18 protein-coding genes are annotated in these 19,259 nt (G+C 38.4%); 16 read left to right on the top strand and 2 right to left on the bottom strand.

Features of this window, described 5'->3' with window-relative positions:
* Nucleotides 1–10 precede the first annotated feature (10 nt).
* Genes MHB45_RS10180 through MHB45_RS10170 form a run of 3 tightly spaced genes read left to right on the top strand, consistent with a single transcriptional unit; the run spans nt 11 to nt 2,885 of the window.
* Nucleotides 11–1,171: an ABC transporter ATP-binding protein gene (locus MHB45_RS10180; protein ID WP_053087404.1), complete on the top strand. Its 1,161-nt coding sequence runs from the start codon at nt 11–13 to the stop codon at nt 1,169–1,171.
* Complete coding sequence (locus MHB45_RS10175; RefSeq protein ID WP_048684420.1) at nt 1,135–2,079, top strand: ABC transporter permease; 945 nt, start codon at nt 1,135–1,137, stop codon at nt 2,077–2,079. Before MHB45_RS10180 ends, MHB45_RS10175 begins: the two co-directional genes overlap by 37 nt.
* Nucleotides 2,079–2,885, top strand: coding sequence for an ABC transporter permease (locus tag MHB45_RS10170; RefSeq protein WP_142953144.1), 807 nt, complete (start codon nt 2,079–2,081; stop codon nt 2,883–2,885). The genes MHB45_RS10175 and MHB45_RS10170 overlap by 1 nt, the downstream gene beginning before the upstream one ends.
* A gap of 64 nt (nt 2,886–2,949) precedes the next feature.
* Here the strand turns inward: MHB45_RS10170 and MHB45_RS10165 are convergent, their stop codons facing one another.
* Complete coding sequence (locus MHB45_RS10165) at nt 2,950–3,591, bottom strand: hypothetical protein (protein ID WP_048684426.1); 642 nt, start codon at nt 3,589–3,591, stop codon at nt 2,950–2,952.
* Nucleotides 3,592–3,702: 111 nt separating this feature from the next.
* Here MHB45_RS10165 and MHB45_RS10160 point away from each other — a divergent pair, with 111 nt between their 5' ends.
* Together MHB45_RS10160 and MHB45_RS10155 are read left to right on the top strand one after the other, a co-directional pair.
* On the top strand, nt 3,703–5,109 hold the full coding sequence (locus tag MHB45_RS10160) for an FAD-binding oxidoreductase (RefSeq protein WP_072272999.1): 1,407 nt from the start codon (nt 3,703–3,705) through the stop codon (nt 5,107–5,109).
* Entirely contained in the window at nt 5,106–6,437 is a 1,332-nt protein-coding gene (locus MHB45_RS10155) for a (Fe-S)-binding protein (protein ID WP_072272998.1), read from the top strand. The genes MHB45_RS10160 and MHB45_RS10155 overlap by 4 nt, the downstream gene beginning before the upstream one ends.
* Before the next feature lie 224 nt (nt 6,438–6,661).
* Here MHB45_RS10155 and MHB45_RS10150 read toward each other — a convergent pair whose 3' ends face one another.
* Entirely contained in the window at nt 6,662–7,291 is a 630-nt protein-coding gene (locus MHB45_RS10150) for a homoserine/threonine efflux transporter (RefSeq protein WP_048684432.1), read from the bottom strand.
* 139 nt (nt 7,292–7,430) lie between these two features.
* Between MHB45_RS10150 and MHB45_RS10145 the strand changes: the two genes are divergently transcribed.
* From MHB45_RS10145 to MHB45_RS10095, 11 genes are all read left to right on the top strand, one after another.
* Nucleotides 7,431–8,258 carry a TrmB family transcriptional regulator gene (locus MHB45_RS10145; RefSeq protein WP_048684436.1) on the top strand — a complete coding sequence of 276 codons (828 nt, stop codon included), beginning with the start codon at nt 7,431–7,433 and terminating at the stop codon, nt 8,256–8,258.
* A 278-nt stretch (nt 8,259–8,536) separates the two neighbouring features.
* A complete protein-coding gene (locus MHB45_RS10140) occupies nt 8,537–8,992 on the top strand; it encodes a HEAT repeat domain-containing protein (RefSeq protein WP_063594967.1) in 456 nt (151 codons plus the stop codon).
* A gap of 173 nt (nt 8,993–9,165) precedes the next feature.
* Complete coding sequence (locus tag MHB45_RS10135) at nt 9,166–9,984, top strand: methyltransferase domain-containing protein (RefSeq protein WP_072272997.1); 819 nt, start codon at nt 9,166–9,168, stop codon at nt 9,982–9,984.
* A gap of 668 nt (nt 9,985–10,652) precedes the next feature.
* Nucleotides 10,653–11,348: a GntR family transcriptional regulator gene (locus tag MHB45_RS10130; RefSeq protein WP_081088603.1), complete on the top strand. Its 696-nt coding sequence runs from the start codon at nt 10,653–10,655 to the stop codon at nt 11,346–11,348.
* Nucleotides 11,341–12,258 (top strand): DMT family transporter, encoded by a 918-nt coding sequence (locus MHB45_RS10125; protein WP_048684439.1) that lies wholly within the window; start codon nt 11,341–11,343, stop codon nt 12,256–12,258. Before MHB45_RS10130 ends, MHB45_RS10125 begins: the two co-directional genes overlap by 8 nt.
* A gap of 838 nt (nt 12,259–13,096) precedes the next feature.
* Nucleotides 13,097–13,858 (top strand): sugar phosphate nucleotidyltransferase, encoded by a 762-nt coding sequence (locus tag MHB45_RS10120; protein ID WP_048684440.1) that lies wholly within the window; start codon nt 13,097–13,099, stop codon nt 13,856–13,858.
* A gap of 38 nt (nt 13,859–13,896) precedes the next feature.
* Nucleotides 13,897–14,871, top strand: coding sequence for a GDP-mannose 4,6-dehydratase (locus MHB45_RS10115; RefSeq protein ID WP_048684506.1), 975 nt, complete (start codon nt 13,897–13,899; stop codon nt 14,869–14,871).
* A 38-nt stretch (nt 14,872–14,909) separates the two neighbouring features.
* Complete coding sequence (gene rfbG / locus MHB45_RS10110) at nt 14,910–16,004, top strand: CDP-glucose 4,6-dehydratase (protein WP_072272996.1); 1,095 nt, start codon at nt 14,910–14,912, stop codon at nt 16,002–16,004.
* Between the two features lie 78 nt (nt 16,005–16,082).
* On the top strand, nt 16,083–16,994 hold the full coding sequence (locus tag MHB45_RS10105; RefSeq protein WP_048684443.1) for a hypothetical protein: 912 nt from the start codon (nt 16,083–16,085) through the stop codon (nt 16,992–16,994).
* A gap of 80 nt (nt 16,995–17,074) precedes the next feature.
* Nucleotides 17,075–18,286: a glycosyltransferase gene (locus MHB45_RS10100; protein ID WP_072272995.1), complete on the top strand. Its 1,212-nt coding sequence runs from the start codon at nt 17,075–17,077 to the stop codon at nt 18,284–18,286.
* Nucleotides 18,287–18,300: 14 nt separating this feature from the next.
* A complete protein-coding gene (locus MHB45_RS10095; RefSeq protein ID WP_072272994.1) occupies nt 18,301–19,251 on the top strand; it encodes a phosphotransferase in 951 nt (316 codons plus the stop codon).
* Nucleotides 19,252–19,259 lie beyond the last annotated feature (8 nt).

Raw genomic sequence — 19,259 nt, 5'->3', positions numbered from 1 at the left:
TGTTGATCACATGGAAGTATTAAAAAAAGATGTGGAAATTAATAGGCAACATCTGGAGGCAGTTCAGGGGGTTGGCTCAAAAAAAAATGATGTAGAGATAAAAGGCGCGTTTAAACAATTTGGAGCGAATATTGTCCTGAATGGCATTGATTTGGAGGTGAAACAAGGAGAGTTACTCACTCTTCTTGGTCCTTCCGGGTGCGGAAAGTCCACAACCTTAAACCTTATTGCCGGGTTCCTCGATCCGGATCGGGGCGAGGTCCATATTAAAGGCAATAATGTTACGAAGGTTCCGCCTTACAAGCGTGATTTAGGAATGGTTTTTCAAACTTATTCGCTTTTTCCCCATATGACAGTCTATGAAAATCTCAGTTTTGGCTTGAAACTGCGCAAAGTCGGGAAAGCTGAGCAAAAAAAGAAGATTAGTAAAGCGCTTGAATTAGTGAAAATGTCAGGATTGGAGAATCGTTATCCAAGGGAATTATCAGGAGGTCAGCGTCAGCGTGTAGCGATTTCAAGGGCACTTGTTGTTGAACCGGAGCTCCTTTTGCTTGACGAACCGCTTTCAAACCTTGATGCAAAGCTGCGTCATGAACTCAGGGCCGAGATTAAGCGTTTACAAAAGGAAATTGGCGTAACGACCATCTTTGTGACTCATGATCAAGAAGAAGCTCTTTCCATGTCTGATCGGGTCGTGGTCATGAATGCAGGGAAAATTGAACAAATCAGTACTCCGACTGAGATATACAATCATCCGAAGACAGAGTTCGTCTTTCAATTCATCGGGAAATCGAATTGTTTTGAAGGGAATGTGTCTGCTGTCGATAAGCGGAAAGTTGCAGTCAAGATCGGTTCTGATATCACTCATGTCGACACAAATAACGTCATGGGAAATGAAAGTGATCTGAAAACCGGGGATGAGGTAAAGCTTTATATTAGACCGGAAAAACTGCAAGTTGTTTCTCTTGATGAAAAATCTTCATCTCCATTGGATTTCCATCGTGCCAAGATCAGCCAAATGAACTATCTCGGTACCTCATGGGAAATCAATGTTCTGTTACAGGGGAAAAGTATTCAAGTATTGACTTCCGCTACCGATTCATCATGGCAAAATGGAAGTGAGGTGTTGATTGGATGGAGCCCATCAGAAGTTATGCTAGTCAAGAAATAGAACAGCAAACGAGTCCTATTGAGCCGCAAAAGAAGCCTAAAAGCAAGAAAAGGAAAGTCTGGGTGCCGGGATTACTACTTTTAACGCCGATTCTGCTTTTCATATTTGGTTTCTTTGTCATACCGATGTTATACATTTTATATTTAAGCTTCATATCCACAGATAATCTTGGAGGAGCGGAGGCAGTTTATAGCATAAAAAACTATACCCAATTATTTTCCGATAGCTATTACTTATCTTCATTATGGCTGACAGTGAAGATCAGTTTATATTCGGTCTTGGTTGCTTTATTTCTTGGATATCCAGTAGCTTTGACAATGGCCAAAAGTTCAGCGCGGATCAGAGGGTATATCACTCTCTTGATCGTGTCACCGCTCTTGGTAAGTATAGTTGTCCGTAATTTTGGCTGGTACCTTTTGCTCTTGCCTAATGGAACGATTAATCAAACCTTGATGGCCCTTGGCATAATAGATGCACCATTGAAACTATTGTTTTCGGAAATCGGAGTTGTGATTGGGCTTTCCAATGCATATCTTCCTTTCATGATCTTATCCATCGTTGCAAGTCTTTATAATATCGATCCTTCTCTTGATAAGGCAGGAGCCATACTTGGGGCAAGCCCATTCAGAAGGTTCTTTTCCATTACATTGCCGCTAAGCATCCCAGGTATCGTATCTGGCTGCATTCTCGTATTCAGTTTGTCAATGAGTGCTTATGTTACGCCTGCACTAATGGGGGGAGCCAACGTGCCCGTGATGCCTGTTGTCATCTATGATCAAATTAATAACCTGCTGCATTGGACATTCGGATCTGCTCTTTCTTATATTCTATTAGCAACCACTGTCATATCGGTAGCCGTCTTTACCAGAGCGTTTGAAAAAGGGAAATTCAAGGAGGTATTCCGATGATGAAAACGTTTGGCGGCCTTCGGATTGCAGTAGCCGTTTTGGCCATTATCTATATCTTGATCCCGCTCATTGTCGTTATTCCCGCTTCTTTTACAAGTGCCAATTATCCAAGTTTTCCGGCTGATGGCTTTTCACTGCAATGGTATGCCAAGATCTTGGAGCGCCCTGAATTTTTGGAAGCATTTTTGAACAGTGCGAAGTTCGCAGCATTAGCTGCCCTTTTCTCCGTCATATTCGGTACTTTGGGTGCCCTTGGCATCGCAAAGTATGATATTCCGGGAAAATCGTATATTACGGCCCTTTTAACTTCTCCATTAAGTGTGCCGCAATTAGTCTTAGGGATTGCACTCTTAATGTACTTTACACCAATGATGCTTGCCGGTACGTCCACAGGATTTTTAATTGCCCATATCGTGATATGCATACCATATGTCATGCGGCTCGTATTAACCGGTTTAAGTGGATTTGATTATAATCTGGAAAGGGCCGCGGCCATACTTGGAGCCAATCCACTAACGGTATTCATGAAAGTGACACTGCCGCTAATTGGATCCGCGGCCATCTCAGGGGGATTATTCGCATTTTTGACATCATTTGATAATGTAACGGTCTCTCTTTTTATGGTATCACCTGAAATGAGAACGCTGCCGATCGAGATTTTCTCGCAAATGCAGGATGCCTACAATCCAATCGTCGCATCCGTGTCAAGCGTGGTTATTTTCATATCAGTCCTTCTGATTGTCATACTTGAAAAAATTCAAGGTGTAGGAAAAGTTTTTGGCGGTTCGCATCATACAAACGGTTAAAAAAAGATATATATGATGTGACAAACGATCATGCTCGCAAAGTTATGATTTTTTCGAAGAAAACTCATGTGTACATTCCATTCAAATGGGCCAAACACCTTTTCGCAGCCAATAACGGCGCCGTTAGGACAGGGACAGAGGGATTAACCTGCTTTGCGATATGTTCCATACTATATTGTGAAAGCAAAATCACGTCTGCCTTTCCATCCAATTGTTCCACCATCTTTTTAACCCGATCGTCATGTTCCTTTCTTTTTCCTTGTGATAATAAATGGATGATTCCGGGATCGACCAATGACTCGATCATACAGTCCGGTTTCTTATTTAATAAGTAATTTTGAAGGGCGATCGGCGTTTCTTTTACGGTAGAAACCAGGCCAATGCGAGTATAGCGAAGAGCTTCATCAAGCATGGCCTCATCTGAACGAAATAACTTTACAGAGTATAAAGGTTGTAAAATTGCAGTGATGTCATTAAAGGCAGAACAAGTAAGTTGGATGCATGAAACATCAGAATCATAGGCGATATTCACTAATGCAGAAAAGCGGCGGATGATTTCAGGAGTTAACTTGCCGCTCTTTTCCATCAAGGAGAGAAGAGACGTGTCCATGAAATGAAGGAGTTCAATGTTCGGTGCAACGGTCTGAAAGGCAATTTCAATTGGTTTTAGTGCAGTTGTGGTTGCATGAATCAGTGCGATTTTCAAAAAAAAACCTCCTTTTCTTTCATCATTATATCTAGCAGAATCTTAAAATGCCATTATATTACATACGGATAAACCTTTTCCAAATTTCTATTAAGAAAGGAAGTGAGAAGCATGGAGAAAGAAGCCCTGGTCGATCTTCGACAGGTAATTCCAGGTGACAGAATGTTTCTTGATTTGGCAGAAAGGTATTGTTATAGCTACGACGCTTCTTTTGGGGAATATTTACCCGAAATCGTCATCCAGCCAAAAAACGCGGAGGAAATCAGTGAAGTGGTTAAATTGGCTAATACTCACAAAATACCTGTTTACCCTAGAGGATCTGGAACTTCGCTAAGCGGCGGCCCTTTACCTGTTAAAGGGGGGATGGTTCTTGATATGACCCTTTTGCGTGATAAAATGATCATTGATCGGGAAAATATGCTTGCCATAGTCTCTCCAGGTGTGATTACGGCTGATATTCATAAAAAGGCTGAAGAAGCCGGCTTATTCTATCCGCCGGATCCAAGCAGTTCCAATGTAGCCACTATAGGCGGGAATCTATTAGAAAACTCCAGCGGGCCAAAGGGATTGAAATACGGAACGACAAAAGAATACGTGATAGGTCTGGAGGTGGTCACCCCGACGGGAGAAATCATTCGGACCGGCGGAAAGACCGTAAAAAATGTAACTGGGTATGATTTGACCCGATTGATCGTGGGATCGGAAGGTACTCTGGGCATCGTAACTGAGGCAATCATCCGCTTAATACCAAAACCTCAATCTAAACAAACATTTGTCGCCCACTTCAATCATTTGATAGACTCTGGCCATGCCATTACCAGCATTTTATCATCAGGAATTCTACCTTCTGCCCTGGAATTGATGGATAATGCGTGCATCCGTGCAGTTGAAAGCTACCGTCCTTCCGGATTGCCTCTACAGGCAGAAGCCATTTTGATCATAGAAATAGATGGACACCCATTGGCGATTGAGGAAGAAATCAATAAATGCGCCGATATATGCAGGGCAGAGGGTGCTTCCTACGTCAAGATAGCGGAGACAGAGGAGGAACGACAAACGATTTGGAGTGCGCGTAAATTGGTTTCCCCGGCCATTACACAAATGGGTCCTACAAAAATTTCTGAAGACGCGACCGTTCCACGCAGTCAAATACCGGCAATGATGGAGAGATTAAACAATATCCGGGAGAAATACGGGTTGAATTTGGTTGTATTCGGTCATGCAGGGGATGGGAATTTACATCCGAACATCATTACCGATAAAAGAAATATTACGGAAATGAAAAAAGTGGAGCTTGCTGTCAGTGAAATTTTTGAAGCAGCAATCGAATTAGGCGGAACACTTTCCGGGGAACATGGAATCGGTACTTTAAAGTCACCATATATGGAAATGGAATTAGGAATAACCGGAGTGAATATGATGAAAAAAATTAAAGAAGCATGGGATCCCAATAATATCCTGAATCCAGGGAAGATTTTTCCTGATAAGGGACAGACAAGGGTCGTGTTGGTTACATGAATCTACCCGCCAAACAGAATGAGTCAAATGCTGCGGTCCAAAATTTATATTCAGATGCCTATGATTGGACAAACCAATGCGTAAAATGCGGATACTGTTTACCGGCATGCCCTACATATGAATCAATGGGTGTGGAATCCGCCTCTCCACGCGGTCGTATCAATCTAGTGAAAATGGCAGCCGAAGGAAAAATAGATTTCCAAAAAGATTTAGCTGAACCAATCGACTTATGCTTAGGCTGTCGTGCTTGTGAAACAGCATGTCCTGTTGGTGTGCCATACGGACATATACTGGAAGCGGCAAAAGAAGCCATTGAAAACTCCCCGTCAGCAAACCAAAAAAACAAAATGACAAGAATCAAAAAACTGGCATTGGTTCATCTTTTTCCATATCCAAAACGAATGAACAGAATTGGAAGTGCAGTGCAACTTTATCAAAAAACAGGCTTATCCAAGCTTATCCGTTCATCAAAAGTATTGCAGAAGGTTTCCCCTGCCCTTGCACATTTAGAACAGGCACTTCCAGACATCGAGACTTCCTCCAAACGTATCCGGCCAGGTACGCTTATGCCGGCAAAAGGGGAAACGAAATTAAAAGTGGCATTTTTTACTGGGTGCATCATGGATTCCATGATGTCACGAATAAACCGTCTTTCCATTGAGCTGCTTACCATAGCAGGGTGTGAGGTCATTATCCCAGAAAATCAGAATTGCTGCGGTGCTCTGCATTCCCATCAAGGTGAAACAAAACAAGCGAAAGCATTGGCAAAGAGGAATATCCAAGCCTTCATGCAAACAGATGCTGATGTAATCGTAAATAACGCAGGAGGCTGCGGTGCTTCGCTTCTTGAATATGGACATCTATTGGCAGAGGATCAAGAATGGGCTGCGGCGGCAAGGGCTTTCTCGGAAAAATCAAAAGATATCAGTCAAATTCTTCATCAATTGGGGCCGCTACCCTTCACTGAAGAATGGCAAGGCATCGTTTCCTATCAAGATTCATGTCATTTACGTAATGTTCAAAAGGTCCAAAAGGAACCTCGTTTATTATTGCAATCCATACCAGGAGTTTCCTATGTCGAAATGGAAGGGTTTGACCGCTGCTGTGCATCTGGAGGCATTTACAATCTTCTCCACTTTGATGAATCCATGAAAATTCTTGATGAGAAAATGAAGAATTTTAAAGAAACGAAAGCAACTACCATTGTTACGGTTAACCCAGGATGCCAAATGCAAATGAGCATTGGCATCCAAAGGGAGGGAGCGGCAAACCAAATGAAAAGTTTGCACCTTGTTGAAATACTCGCCAAAGCTTGCGGCTTGGATTGACAAAAAGAAATACTTCAAACTTCATAGGACATTACTCGTCAGTATTTCCTGCACTAATGGGAAAATACTGACGTTATTGTTTTAAATGATGAAGGCGGAAAAATCTTTGCAGTTTATAATGCAGTGCCATATGTGAAAAAATATCGGTGCCGGTTCGTAAATGAAAAAAAACCGTTCAATTACCTGAACGGATGGAATCAAATTAAATGTGTTAGTAAATGAATTTAAATTCCTGTTTTTATCCCAAAACCGATTAAAATTACGCCAGTTGATTTTTGGAATGCTTTCTGGAATTTGGAATTGTTCATCCACTTTTTTGCGTAATCAATTAGATAAACAAGAAATAGAAACCATAGTACAGCGAGCAAGGTTAAGATGAAGGCTAATATAATCAATTGCTGGTTTACATTTCCGTTCAAATTGATAAATTGCGGCATGATTGTTATATAAACTAAAACGGTCTTGGGATTAAGAATATTATTAAGTAATGCTTGCATGAAGGAATCTTTATTGTGCCGGTTTGAATACTTCGCAGGTGTATTTGCTTGTGCTTGAATTTCTTTTAAGGAAAAAACGCTTTTAGCAAAAAAACTTTTTATCCCTAAGTAAATTAAGTAGGCGGCTCCCAAATATTTGATTGTACTGAAAAGAATCACAGACTTTGCAATGACAACAGATAGTCCAAGAATGGCTATAAGCGTCCAAAAAGTAAGTCCCGTTGCCATCCCAAGAACGGTATAACGTCCCGCTTTCGGACCATGGCTAAGCGTGTTTTTCACTAAGAGCATTGTATCTGCCCCCGGTATAATGACCATCATTGCCACTATTGATATGTATGTAAGTAAGCTGTCCATACTAATTACCCCTCCCGCTTTTATAGTGGTTACTAAAGTAACTACTTAGTAAGTATATTAGATGAAAATGGAAAACGTCAACAGATTTTGCTAAAATATTAGTTACAAAGGTAGCAACTACGGTTGTGTTGGAGGGTTTATGAAAGAAAACATTTTAGAAACATTAAAAAATCTGAATTTCACCGAATATGAAGCGAAAGCATATCTTGCCTTATTGGAAGAATCGCCATTAACAGGCTATGCAGTAGCAAAAAACTCAGGTGTACCACGTTCAAGAATATATGAAATTCTGGATAGTCTCGCCATACGCGGAGATATTCTGGTCAGTCCTGGAAACACACCACAGTATACTCCTGTTCCTGCAAAGGAGCTAATAAAAAACCGTCGGATGAAAGCGGAAGAGAATTTTGAACGGGCAGAAAAATCATTAGCGGAGTTCGAACGGTCTGCAAATGATCGTGAAAATATCTGGAATATCATGGGGCGCAATGAAATACTCGATAAGGTAAAAGCTTGTATATTATCTGCTAAAAAAAGAATACTCTTAGAGATTTGGGAAGACGAATTCGATGAATTAGAACCTGAACTAAGACAGGCCGCAAATAGTGGGGTCAATGTAACAATTATTGCCTATGGGGAAATCGTCTGTGATTTTGCAAATGTTTACCTCCATTATATGGGTTATGAAATTACAGAAGAGTATGGTGGACGATGGCTTGTTATCAGTGGAGATGATTCAGAAGTTGTCGCAGGTATAGTCTCTCTTGGTAAAGATAGCCGTGCAGCATGGACCATGCATGTAGGTTTAGTGATGCCCATTACAGAAGTCATGATTCATGATTTGTATCTCATGGAAATCATGGAGAAACATAGGGAACTTTTAGAAGAAAGTTTTGGTGTAAACCTCGTCAATTTACGGAAAAAATTTTCTATTCATCCAGATAATAAAAAACATTACGTGGACTAGATTTGTACATGTTCAATAATAAAAGCATCCTCCATAGCGGCATGAATCCAGGCAGGATTTATGCCTTTTTAAAGTTGAAGTTGATAGGCGCAGGTAAATTGAAGACAAAAAAAGCATCGCGTCCCCGGAACCCGGGTGATTGACGATACGGCAGATAAATTTAACTATATTAAAATATGGAAAAGGGTATAATAAAGAATGGAATAAGCCATTTTGGTAATGGGATTATCATATCGGATTACATGTTTGATATCCGGATCACTAAGACAGAAGGAGAAATGATTCATTTGAATAACAAGGAAACAAAGGGTATCGAGTTACCTGCCAACTATGAGGAATTAAAAAAATCTGCCAATCGAAAATCTAATTGGAGAGAACGTTTAGATGCAATCGAAGAATTAGGTCAAGCAAAAAATAAACAAGTAATCGACATTCTCACACATATCATGAATAATGATTCTGTATATAAAGTTCAAGAGGCAGCCTACCGTCAATTGAAAAGTTTAGGCGAAGATGTGCAATTGCCAGCAAGGAAAAAGGGCGAGTTGATCAAAGGTTTGACCAAAATCTTAGTGAGGATCAAGAAGAGTTTACCTGAAAATCACACATATCACGAATTCAAAGATAAACTCCAGAAGATGAGAATGGATATATATGATACATATGAGGGTGAAAAAGGAGCAGACTTTGATAAATGGCTTGAAAATACTTGGTCAGCTTTATCAAAAAGATAAAAGTATATAGAAAAATACGCAATATGGATACAGGAGCAAAGTTTTAGCTCCTTTTTCTTATGTGTAAAACAAAGTTTTAGCTATGGTATGCTAATATATTTAAAAGAGGAAGTATTTGGCTGTTTGCTTTATTTTGAAAACCGATAACTACATACGAATTCAGGGGAGACAAGATGACAGATTATATTGAACTTTGGAAACAGGCAATGACAGATCATACAGGGAAGATACCTAACAGGCTAAAAGATGATGCTGCAGAAGAAGCTTTTTGGGCTTCCAAGGTTGCAGCGAAAAAACAACATAAAGCGGACCCTTATGCAAAAATTGTGCAGCAAGAGTTATTGGCATTATTAAAACAGGATGATCATGTTTTGGAAATCGGCCCTGGATGGGGCAATTATACATTTGATATTGCAAAAGAAGTCAGGAAGCTAACTTGTATAGATAGTTCCAAAAGCATTATCAGCTTTTTGGAATCCCAGGCAAACGAAAAAGGTTTCGAAAACATGGAGTTAATTCATGATAAGTGGGAAAGTGATAACAAAAAAGTCAAATATGATGTAGTATTTGGTTTTAATTGTTATTACCGAATGAGTGAAATCGGTCATACCTTATTAAAAATGAATAATTCTGCAGCACGTTTAGCAATAGTAGGTATGACAACCGGACCAGAAAAACCTCATTATATGGAATTGAAGCAACGAGGATATACGATTAATTTAAGAAGACGGGATTACATACACATCTTGAATGTTTTGTATCAACTTGGAATACTGGCGGACTGTAAGATCGTTAAATTGAAAAGTAAAAAAATCTATTCCACCTATGAAGAAGTGATCCGAGATAATACAACAAAAATTCTTGATGAACATTTTTCCTATGATGAAGTAAAAACGATCCTAAATAAATATGTGGTGGAAAAAGAAGGAGTTTTCGAATACGAATATCCGTTTCATGCAGCTTTGATGTATTGGAATCCAAGGTTAAATTAACAATTTAGTACCTTTTTCTCTGGCCCTTCAGGAAAAAGGTATTTTTTCTGTTGGATATTCGCAAAATAATAGTAAGGCTACAAAAAATGATGAAAAAACGGAGTGTGAATGATAAATGAAAGAAATATCCGAAAAGAGATTTTGTGAAACTTGTAAAAAAGAGACAGTTCATACAGTAACTGAAGATGCATTGGAAATAGAATATTCATGTAATGAATGCGGTAAGCACCAAGATATTTTCAAGACATTTTTTTAGAAACACAAATTTCACTTGAAAATAATCAGTAAAGTGAAGAAGTATCCAGTTCATTCACGAAAAATATTCAATATTTGTTAATTCCGAAAGCAATAAACTACACATGCCGTTAGTCTCAATCTAGTGTACTAAGAATTTTAAAATACATACAATGGTATACATAAAAATAGAACTTTATTTTTAATCAGTGAATCGTTGTAAATCTAAAGCACGAGGACTCATGGTAGAAGGATTACTTTCATCATCGTAAAGAAGTGTTTTTACTATGGAAGGATTCCCTTTTATTATGTGAAAAGATGCTTGATGTTTTATTAAAGGGCCCAGATTTAAATTTTCTATAATTTCTTCCAACGGTATGCGATATGTGATATATTGCATATTATATATATCTGTATTTTAAGGAGGAATACCGTTGAAGCATTCAAATTCTTCACAAAAAATTAAACGTACGTCTGTACGTGAAGAAGCATACATGATATTGCGGGATTGGATAGTCCAGGGAATCCTGACACCAGGCCAACAATTACGCGACAAAGAATTAGCCGAACAATTGGGAGTAAGCAGAACCCCTATTAGAGAAGCACTTTTAAGGCTTGAGGATGAGGGATTTGTCGAGACCAAGCCGAGCCGTTCAACTATTGTTTCCCCTATTCGATTCGAAGGGGTATTAAACATATATTCCATTGTTTGGACACTGGAAAAGCTGGCTATGGAACAGGCTTTTGATTTCATTGAAGAAAGACACTTAATGGAGATGGAAGCCATCAATCATGAAGTGAAAAATGCAATCGACGGGGGAAATCAAATAGTGGCCGTCCAGAAGGATAATGACTTTCATTCCATTTACATCAATCTTTCTACAAATGATGAGTTGAAGCGGATTCTATCGGGACTCAAACAAAAACTTACACGAATGGAACTGTTTTATTTCAATCAGGTAAGTGATGTTCACTTTTCCTTTGATGAGCATGATCAGATCATACAGGCAATTAGGGTTGGAAATCTCGCTATGGTGCTTAAGGTGATAGAAAAGAATTGGAAAGAAAGTTACTTTAGAATTCAAGCCCATACGGAACGTGTAAAAAGTGGGGAAGAAAAAAATGAATAATGATACTTTAGTTGCTATATCACCTTCAAGAAATAAAGGGATTGCACTGGTGCTGACTGGTGCTGCGTTATGGGGAGTGTCAGGAACGGCAGCTCAATATCTATTTCAGCAGCAAGGTTTCAGTCCTGAGTGGCTCACTGTTGTACGCTTGTTGCTCTCTGGAATCATCTTATTGGGGATCGCTTATAAGAATGAAAGACTGAAAGTTTTTGAGATTTGGAAAACTAAAAATGATGCGCTTCAAATTATCCTTTTTGCCATTCTCGGAATGCTCGCTGTTCAATACACATATTTTGCAGCTATTGAACATGGCAATGCAGCCACTGCCACTGTCCTTCAATACTTGGCCCCGGCACTTATCACTTGTTATTTAGCCATTCGTTCCAGACGTTTTCCAAGCATTACCGTGAGCGTAGCTGTGATCATAGCGATTTTAGGCACTTTTTTGCTTGTGACGGGAGGAAGCATACGTACACTCTCCATTTCCGGGTGGGCAGTATTTTGGGGGGTAACATCAGCCTTTGCCTTGGCATTCTATACATTGCAGCCTTATAAACTCCTTTCAAGATGGGGTTCAATGATTGTTGTGGGTTGGGGCATGTTGATTGGAGGCATATGCTTTAGCGTGATCCACCCCCCATGGGCATTTGAAGGCAAATGGACGTTATCTTCATTTTCAGCGGTTTTATTCATCATCATTTTCGGTACGATCATTGCTTTTTATTTTTATTTGGAAAGTACAAAATTCATCTCTGCTTCAGAGGTAAGTTTATTGGCTTCTGTTGAGCCATTATCCGCAACCTTAATATCTATTTTCTGGTTGAATGTAACATTCGGTTTTGCCGAGTGGCTCGGCACACTCTGCATTATAAGCACCATTACGATACTATCCATCGTAAAAAACAAGTGATGTCATTGTAAACCTGGGAAAATCTGCTGTAGTTGATTTTTACTTGCCGATGAAAATCAATAGTCTACCCTGTAAGGGGATAGCTCGAACATTAACGAAAGCTTAATTAGCATGAGTTATATCCATACACTTCTTTAAAAAAGCAATTACACTACATGTGAATTGCTTTTTTTGTATCTTACGGATTTTACACATACCTTGAGCCATTCAAAATTCGTTATTTAGCAACAATAAACGGATATAACGATTCACTTGTTGATCATATAAAGAGAGGAGAGGGGAAATGGAAATAGAGTAGCAACCGTTCTTTTTCCCTTTTCCAAATACATAAAAAGCTTCCTCTCGACATGGGCAAAAACGGCAATGGAATCGTAATGTATCTCTATTAGCAAGCATTGAGTTAACTCTCTCTTGAGACCCCTAAAAAAACAGCAACAACTCCGGAAATAAAGTTGCCGTCATAAATAGGTCTTATTTTAATAGGGAGGGCTTGGAAGTATCATTCCTTCTAAGACATGGATTTTCAAAAATGCTTTTCTACCTCTAGTAACTCTTATAGATTACGGCTGTTGTCGAGATGGTCTTACAATAAACTCATTAACGGTAACATCTTCAGTTTGATTTAAAGCAAACAGAATCGTTTCCGTAATACCGTCAGGACTAATCGCAAAAGCATCGTATAATTCTTCGAACGGGCCTTTCAAGTCTGTGTCAGTAATAGTTTGCGTCTACCGACCCAAATTAAAATATTATTGCTATAAATAGGGATAAGCCGTTAACAAGGATTACATGACCGAATAAGATGAAGGAAAATGTAATGACAACGGGGGGGAAATACATGAAAGTAGTAATCCTATGTGGAGGAAAGGGTACAAGGATGAGTGAGTTGACAAATGATGTACCCAAACCATTAGCCCAAGTAGGAGGCAAGCCTTTGCTGTGGCATATCATGAAACTATATAAAAATTATGGTTTTGATGATTTTATTTTATTGCTTGGATATAAAGGAGATCAGATAAAGGAATACTTTATGAATTATGATTGGAAAAATCATAATTTTACATTAGATACTTCTACCGGAAACATTCAATTGCTGCAACATCCAGAAAAATGGAAAATCACCTTTCTTGATACCGGCTTAGAGACCATGACGGGAGGCAGAATAAAAAGAGCAGAAGAATATATAGGAAACGATACCTTTATGCTTACCTATGCTGATGGATTGGCCAATATAAATTTATTGGAATTATTGAAATTCCATAAAGGCAATGGGGCAATTGCGACCGTAACAGGAGTAAATAAAATTAGTCAATATGGTATTTTAACTGTTAATAAAGGAATAGCAGAATCATTTGCTGAGAAATCACGGAGCGAAGGGGTTATTAACGGAGGGTTTTTTGTATTAGAACCTAAAGTATTCGAATACTTAACCGATCATCCCAATTGCATTTTTGAAGAACAACCCTTGAAAAATCTGACACTAGATCGTCAATTGGCAGTGTATCTTCATGAAGGATTCTGGATGGGAGCGGATACCTATAAAAACGTGTTAGAACTAAATGAAATGTGGAAGCAAGGTATGAATTTTTGGGCGAAGTAACGAATTAAGATGGAAGGCAAAGAATGTGAATGAATAGTATGAATCCATTTTGGAAGGATCGAAACGTTTTAGTTACAGGATGTACAGGCTTTCTGGGAAGGTATTTAGTAAATGAATTGACAAAATCAGGTGTAAATGTAACAGGACTTATTCGAGGGAAAGGTTTGAACTCCTCTTCTTTTCACGAGGACCTATGTTCAAACATCAACTATGTTCACGGAACATTAGCGGATCTCCCAATGATCCAAGAGGCACTGGAGAAATATGAAATAGATACTGTTTTTCATCTGGCTGCACAATCCATCGTGGGGACAGCGAACCAGAATCCAGTTCATACTTTTGAAACCAATATACGTGGTACATGGAACCTATTAGAAGCTTGCCGGCATCATCCGGTAAAAAGAATAATCATTACATCAAGTGAAAAATCATATGGTCATCATACACGAGTCCCACTTGATGAAACCTTCCCCCTACAAGGGAGACAACCATATGATGTTTCAAAAAGCTGTGCTGACCTAATAGCCCATACCTATTTTTATACTTACAAACTGCCTGTATGTATCACAAGATTCGGAAATGTATACGGGGGTGGAGATTTAAACTTTAATCGGATCATACCTCAAACCATCCGCTCTATTATTCATCATGAATCCCCCGTAATAAGGAGTGATGGCACTTTTGTTCGCGACTATTTCCATGTTGAAGATGCCGTATATGCCATGATGCTATTGGCAGAAAAAATGGAGGAATTGGAGATTTCGGGAGAAGCGTTTAACTTCAGTAATGAAAAACCGTTAAGTGTATTGGATGTCGTAACTAAAATATTGACTGTTATGAATAGTGATTTACATCCAATCATTCTAAAATTAGCAAACAACGAATCAAAACAGCAATTTCTGTCTGCCCAAAAAGCAGAAGAGCTATTAGGCTGGAAACCAATCTTTAATTTTGATGCAGGTTTAAAAAGAACAATAGAATGGTATAAGGAATATTTCCGATTAGGAGAGTAGAATTGAACATTTTGAGAATGAAAAGAAGGTGTTAGTTTATGAATAAAGATTTTTGGAATGGAAAAAAAGTACTTGTTACCGGTCATACCGGATTTAAAGGTTCCTGGTTATGTTTGTTGCTTTATTCATTAGGCGCTAAGGTAACAGGATATAGTATGAGGCCCCCAACTTCCCCCAGTTTATTCGAATTATGCCGTATCGACCAGCTGATACCTACCCGATATGCGGATATTAGGAACATTCACACATTACAATCCACTATTTTAGAACTAAAGCCTGAAATTGTCATTCATATGGCAGCACAGCCATTAGTTAGAACCTCCTACTTAAACCCAGTTGAAACCTATGAAATTAACGTAATGGGAACCGTTCACCTACTAGAAGCCGTGCGAAATGCCATCCACAAGGGCATTCCCATCAAAGCGGTGATTAACGTAACCACTGACAAATGCTATGGAAATAAGGAGTGGTTTTGGGGTTACCGGGAAAACGATGTGCTCGGCGGATATGATCCATATTCAAGCAGTAAAGCCTGCTCAGAATTAGTCACTGAAGCTTATCGAAAATCATTTTTTAATTTGGAGGATTATGAATCGCACGGAGTAGGGGTCGCAACTGCAAGAGCCGGTAACGTCATCGGCGGTGGTGATTGGGCGGTTGATCGCTTAATACCGGATTGCATTAAAACCTTGTTAAGGGGAGAAAAAATTAAAATTAGAAATCCTTATGCTATTCGGCCGTGGCAGCATGTCCTCGATCCGTTAAGTGGGTACCTATTATTGGTAGAGAAATTATATAGTGATGGAAAGCAATATTCGGAAGGCTGGAATTTTGGTCCAGACGATGATAGCGGAAAATCCGTTGAATGGGTTGTGAAGAGTCTTTGTTCCAAATGGGGAGAGGATGCCACATATGAAATTGAAAACGGACGTCATCTACATGAAGCCCATCAATTAAGACTCGATTGCTCAAAAGCGAAATTCAAATTGGGGTGGTATCCGAAATGGAATACCGAATGTGCAATTGACAAAGTCATTGAATGGACACAGGCCTATCAATCTAATTCTGACTTGATGGCTGTATGCATGAAGCAGATTGATGAGTATCGTAATATTGATATGAAATCTATTTAACTCATAACATTCAAAATTTTTCAACATGTAGTTATATAAAAACTAAATTATCTTTAAAAAAGAAAATGAGGTGCTTCAATGGAAAATGTTTATTGTTCCATTTTATCGAAAGGCAGGGTATACCAATTCCTTGCCTTGGTTTTTTCCTTGCAAAAGACGTCAAAGGAGGATTTTGATCTATTCGCACTTTGCATTCAAGATGAGACGTATAACTTATTGGAAAAATTAAATATTAAAAATCTTCACGTCGTTCATGAAAAAGAACTTGGAGAAGAAGTTCTAGCTTTAAAAACAGAAAGAAAGATCCATGAATACTGTTGGACGTTAAAACCTATTTTTTTAGAGCATCTTATGATGAAACATCATTCGGCAAGTCGATTAACCTATCTTGATTGTGATTTATATTTTTGGAATGACCCTTCCATTATATTCAAGAATCAACCAGATTGCTCGGTCCTATTGTCTCCGGAAGAAAAATACAACCCCTCCTGGAGTTCCAACTTTAAGCGTTATATGCAAAAAATAACGGGAGTTTATAACTCTGGATATATAAGCTTCAAAAAGGACGAATTTGGTCTATCTTGTTTGCAGTGGTGGAAAAAGAAATGCATTGAACGATGTGAAATTGTACCTAGTGAGGGGTTTTTTGGTGATCAGAAATATTTAGATCAAATGCCAAAGTTATTTTCCAATGTTTGTGATATCACAACCCCAGGAGTCAATATCGGTATATGGAATGACCTGAAATTTCAATTCCATGAAGATGATGGTGCAGTTTATGTAAATAAAGATAGGCTTATCTTTTATCACTTTTGCGGTTTGAGAATTGTGAATAAAAATAAAATCGAGTTAATATTTAACCAGAAATATGTTCCATTTATCTTTGAGTATTATCAACAGAAGCTCCAGGAGTCAATCGATTTGGCAGAAAAAATTGATCCCACTTTCAACGGATATGCATCTGAAGAAGATTTGAAACGGTATTGGTAGCTGAATGGGTACTCGCAATTTGTCAATAATGGCTTTGGATGTATAAATGATTCCCATAACGAAATGAAGAAGGTGAAATGATGAAAGCAAGTATTATTATCCCCTCCTATAATGCAAAGGAACGGTTATATTTAAACCTACTCTCTCTATCGTACCAAGACTACCCACATCAAGATTTTGAAGTGATTGTGATCGACAATGGATCAACAGATGACACGATTGATATGCTATCCAAATTCGAAGCAAAATTCCCTCTTATAACATTACGAGTGGATCAGAATAGGGGAATCGCCTATGGGAGGAACCTAGGCATATTAAAGGCTAACGGAGATATTCTGATTTTTCATGATAGTGATATGATCGCGTCAAAAGACTATGTAAGAAAGCATATCGAGGCACATCAAGAAAAAAACAAGGTGGTTTGTGGATTATGTTGGCTGAGAATATACAGTTTTTATTATGAAAATTTTAAATCCTTTCACCAACAGCTATTTAAAAGGTTAAACAACCCATATACTGGGGTTCAACAAGTAAACGATATTGTCTATCAACTAATATCTGAAAAACAGATCAAAGACGGCTCGTTTATGAACTATAGCTTCGAATTTGATAACGTTATTCTCTTTTCCTATTTAAAACAAACCCTTCAAACGTATAAGGAGAATTTAACGGGTTACCATTTTCCATGGAGGTATTTTCTAACAAATAACGCTTCAGTTGAACGAAAAAGGGTTTTGGAAATTGGTTTATTTGATGAAAAAAATGCAAATTGGGGATTCGAGGACTTTGACTTAGGCTATAGGCTCTACAAATCCGGTAGTGAATTTTCTGTCAGACACGATATTATAAGCGCACATCAAGAACATGAGCGAAATTATACGACCAAAGAAATTAAAGCAAGTACTGATTATTGGTTTGAAAAATATAATGAAATTGATTATATAGATATGCTTTTAAGCCTGCTATTTGACATCGCTTCTATTTTTCCACCCATGGAACCCATTATCGAATCAACGCATTTAAACAGTTTGATGGAAGAAATATACGAAATACGTAAACTCTCAAGGTACAGTGATCTATTAGATTCTTTTCGGGAAATGCTACAAATAGCCAAAAAGAAATATTTGAAACAAGAGGAGCAAATTCAATTAAATGATTTGGGTAAAAGTATAGATTTTAATATTGTTTTCCAAAAGGTAAACGAAATTCATGAAAAATTTGGCATGAGTCATTTTTATAACGCCTTTATTGCATTAAATAATTATAATTCAAATAGTTTTTCGACAAAGTGAAAGGGGTTTTCAACATGGACTTTCCATTAGGCGACCTCCAATCGATATGCAGGGAATTTAGAATTGGAGATCTGATAGCAGTTGAAGGCCGCCTTGGTGGGTTTGTAAATACGAATTTAAAGATCAAAACAGAAAAAGGCCTTTTTGTCATTCGAATCTATGGAGAAAAGTTTGAACCACAACGTATTCACTATGCACATGATATCATTTCGATTCTCCGTTCATCCAATGTACCAGCATTAATGCCTATACAAAATAAATTTGAAAACTATTATTCAACATACAATGATCATTTTATAGAAGTTACCCCGTTCGTACAGGCTAATCATTTCCAGTGGATTCCAAACCAAGCCTACTTCAGCGGCATCATGCTGCGAAAAATGCACCAAACACTAATGCATGTTAAAAAAGATCCTCCACCAAGACAATCTATATACGATTATTACAATTGGAGTGTGTTGGACGACATGTCTAAATTACAGCCACTTTACAACTGGACGAATCAGAACATATTGGATATCTATCAAATAAATGAATTGATCCTGAATAATTCCCGAAATTTAGAAAGTGTTTCCATAGATCTACCTACAACGATTTTACATGGCGATTGGCACCCCGGGAATCAGCTTTACAAAAAAAACGGTGAAGTGTGCTGTATATTGGACTTCGATTCGATTCAGCGAGGGGAATGTGTCTTTGATGTAGCCTACGCCCTTTATTTTTATTTATTAAAAGATAAAAGCGAAGCATTAGGGAAGCCTTTTTTGCAAGGTTATGGCGTATTATCTGAACAAGAACAAATGGTACTCCCTGTTATGATTGCTAAACTTGGATTGTTTTTTGGGAGTTTTATTAATAAAGGGGATTTAGAGTTTTCAAAGCAAAAGGAATTAGTGGAATGGGTACTCTCCCAAGAAGGTATCAAAACGCTGCAAGATATGCTCAGACCGGATATTGCACGCTAACACTGGAA

Origin of the sequence: Peribacillus sp. FSL K6-5616 (assembly GCF_038008245.1) — a bacterium.
GTDB lineage: Bacteria > Bacillota > Bacilli > Bacillales > DSM-1321 > Peribacillus > Peribacillus frigoritolerans.
This window is presented reverse-complemented; position numbering and strand designations above follow the sequence as displayed.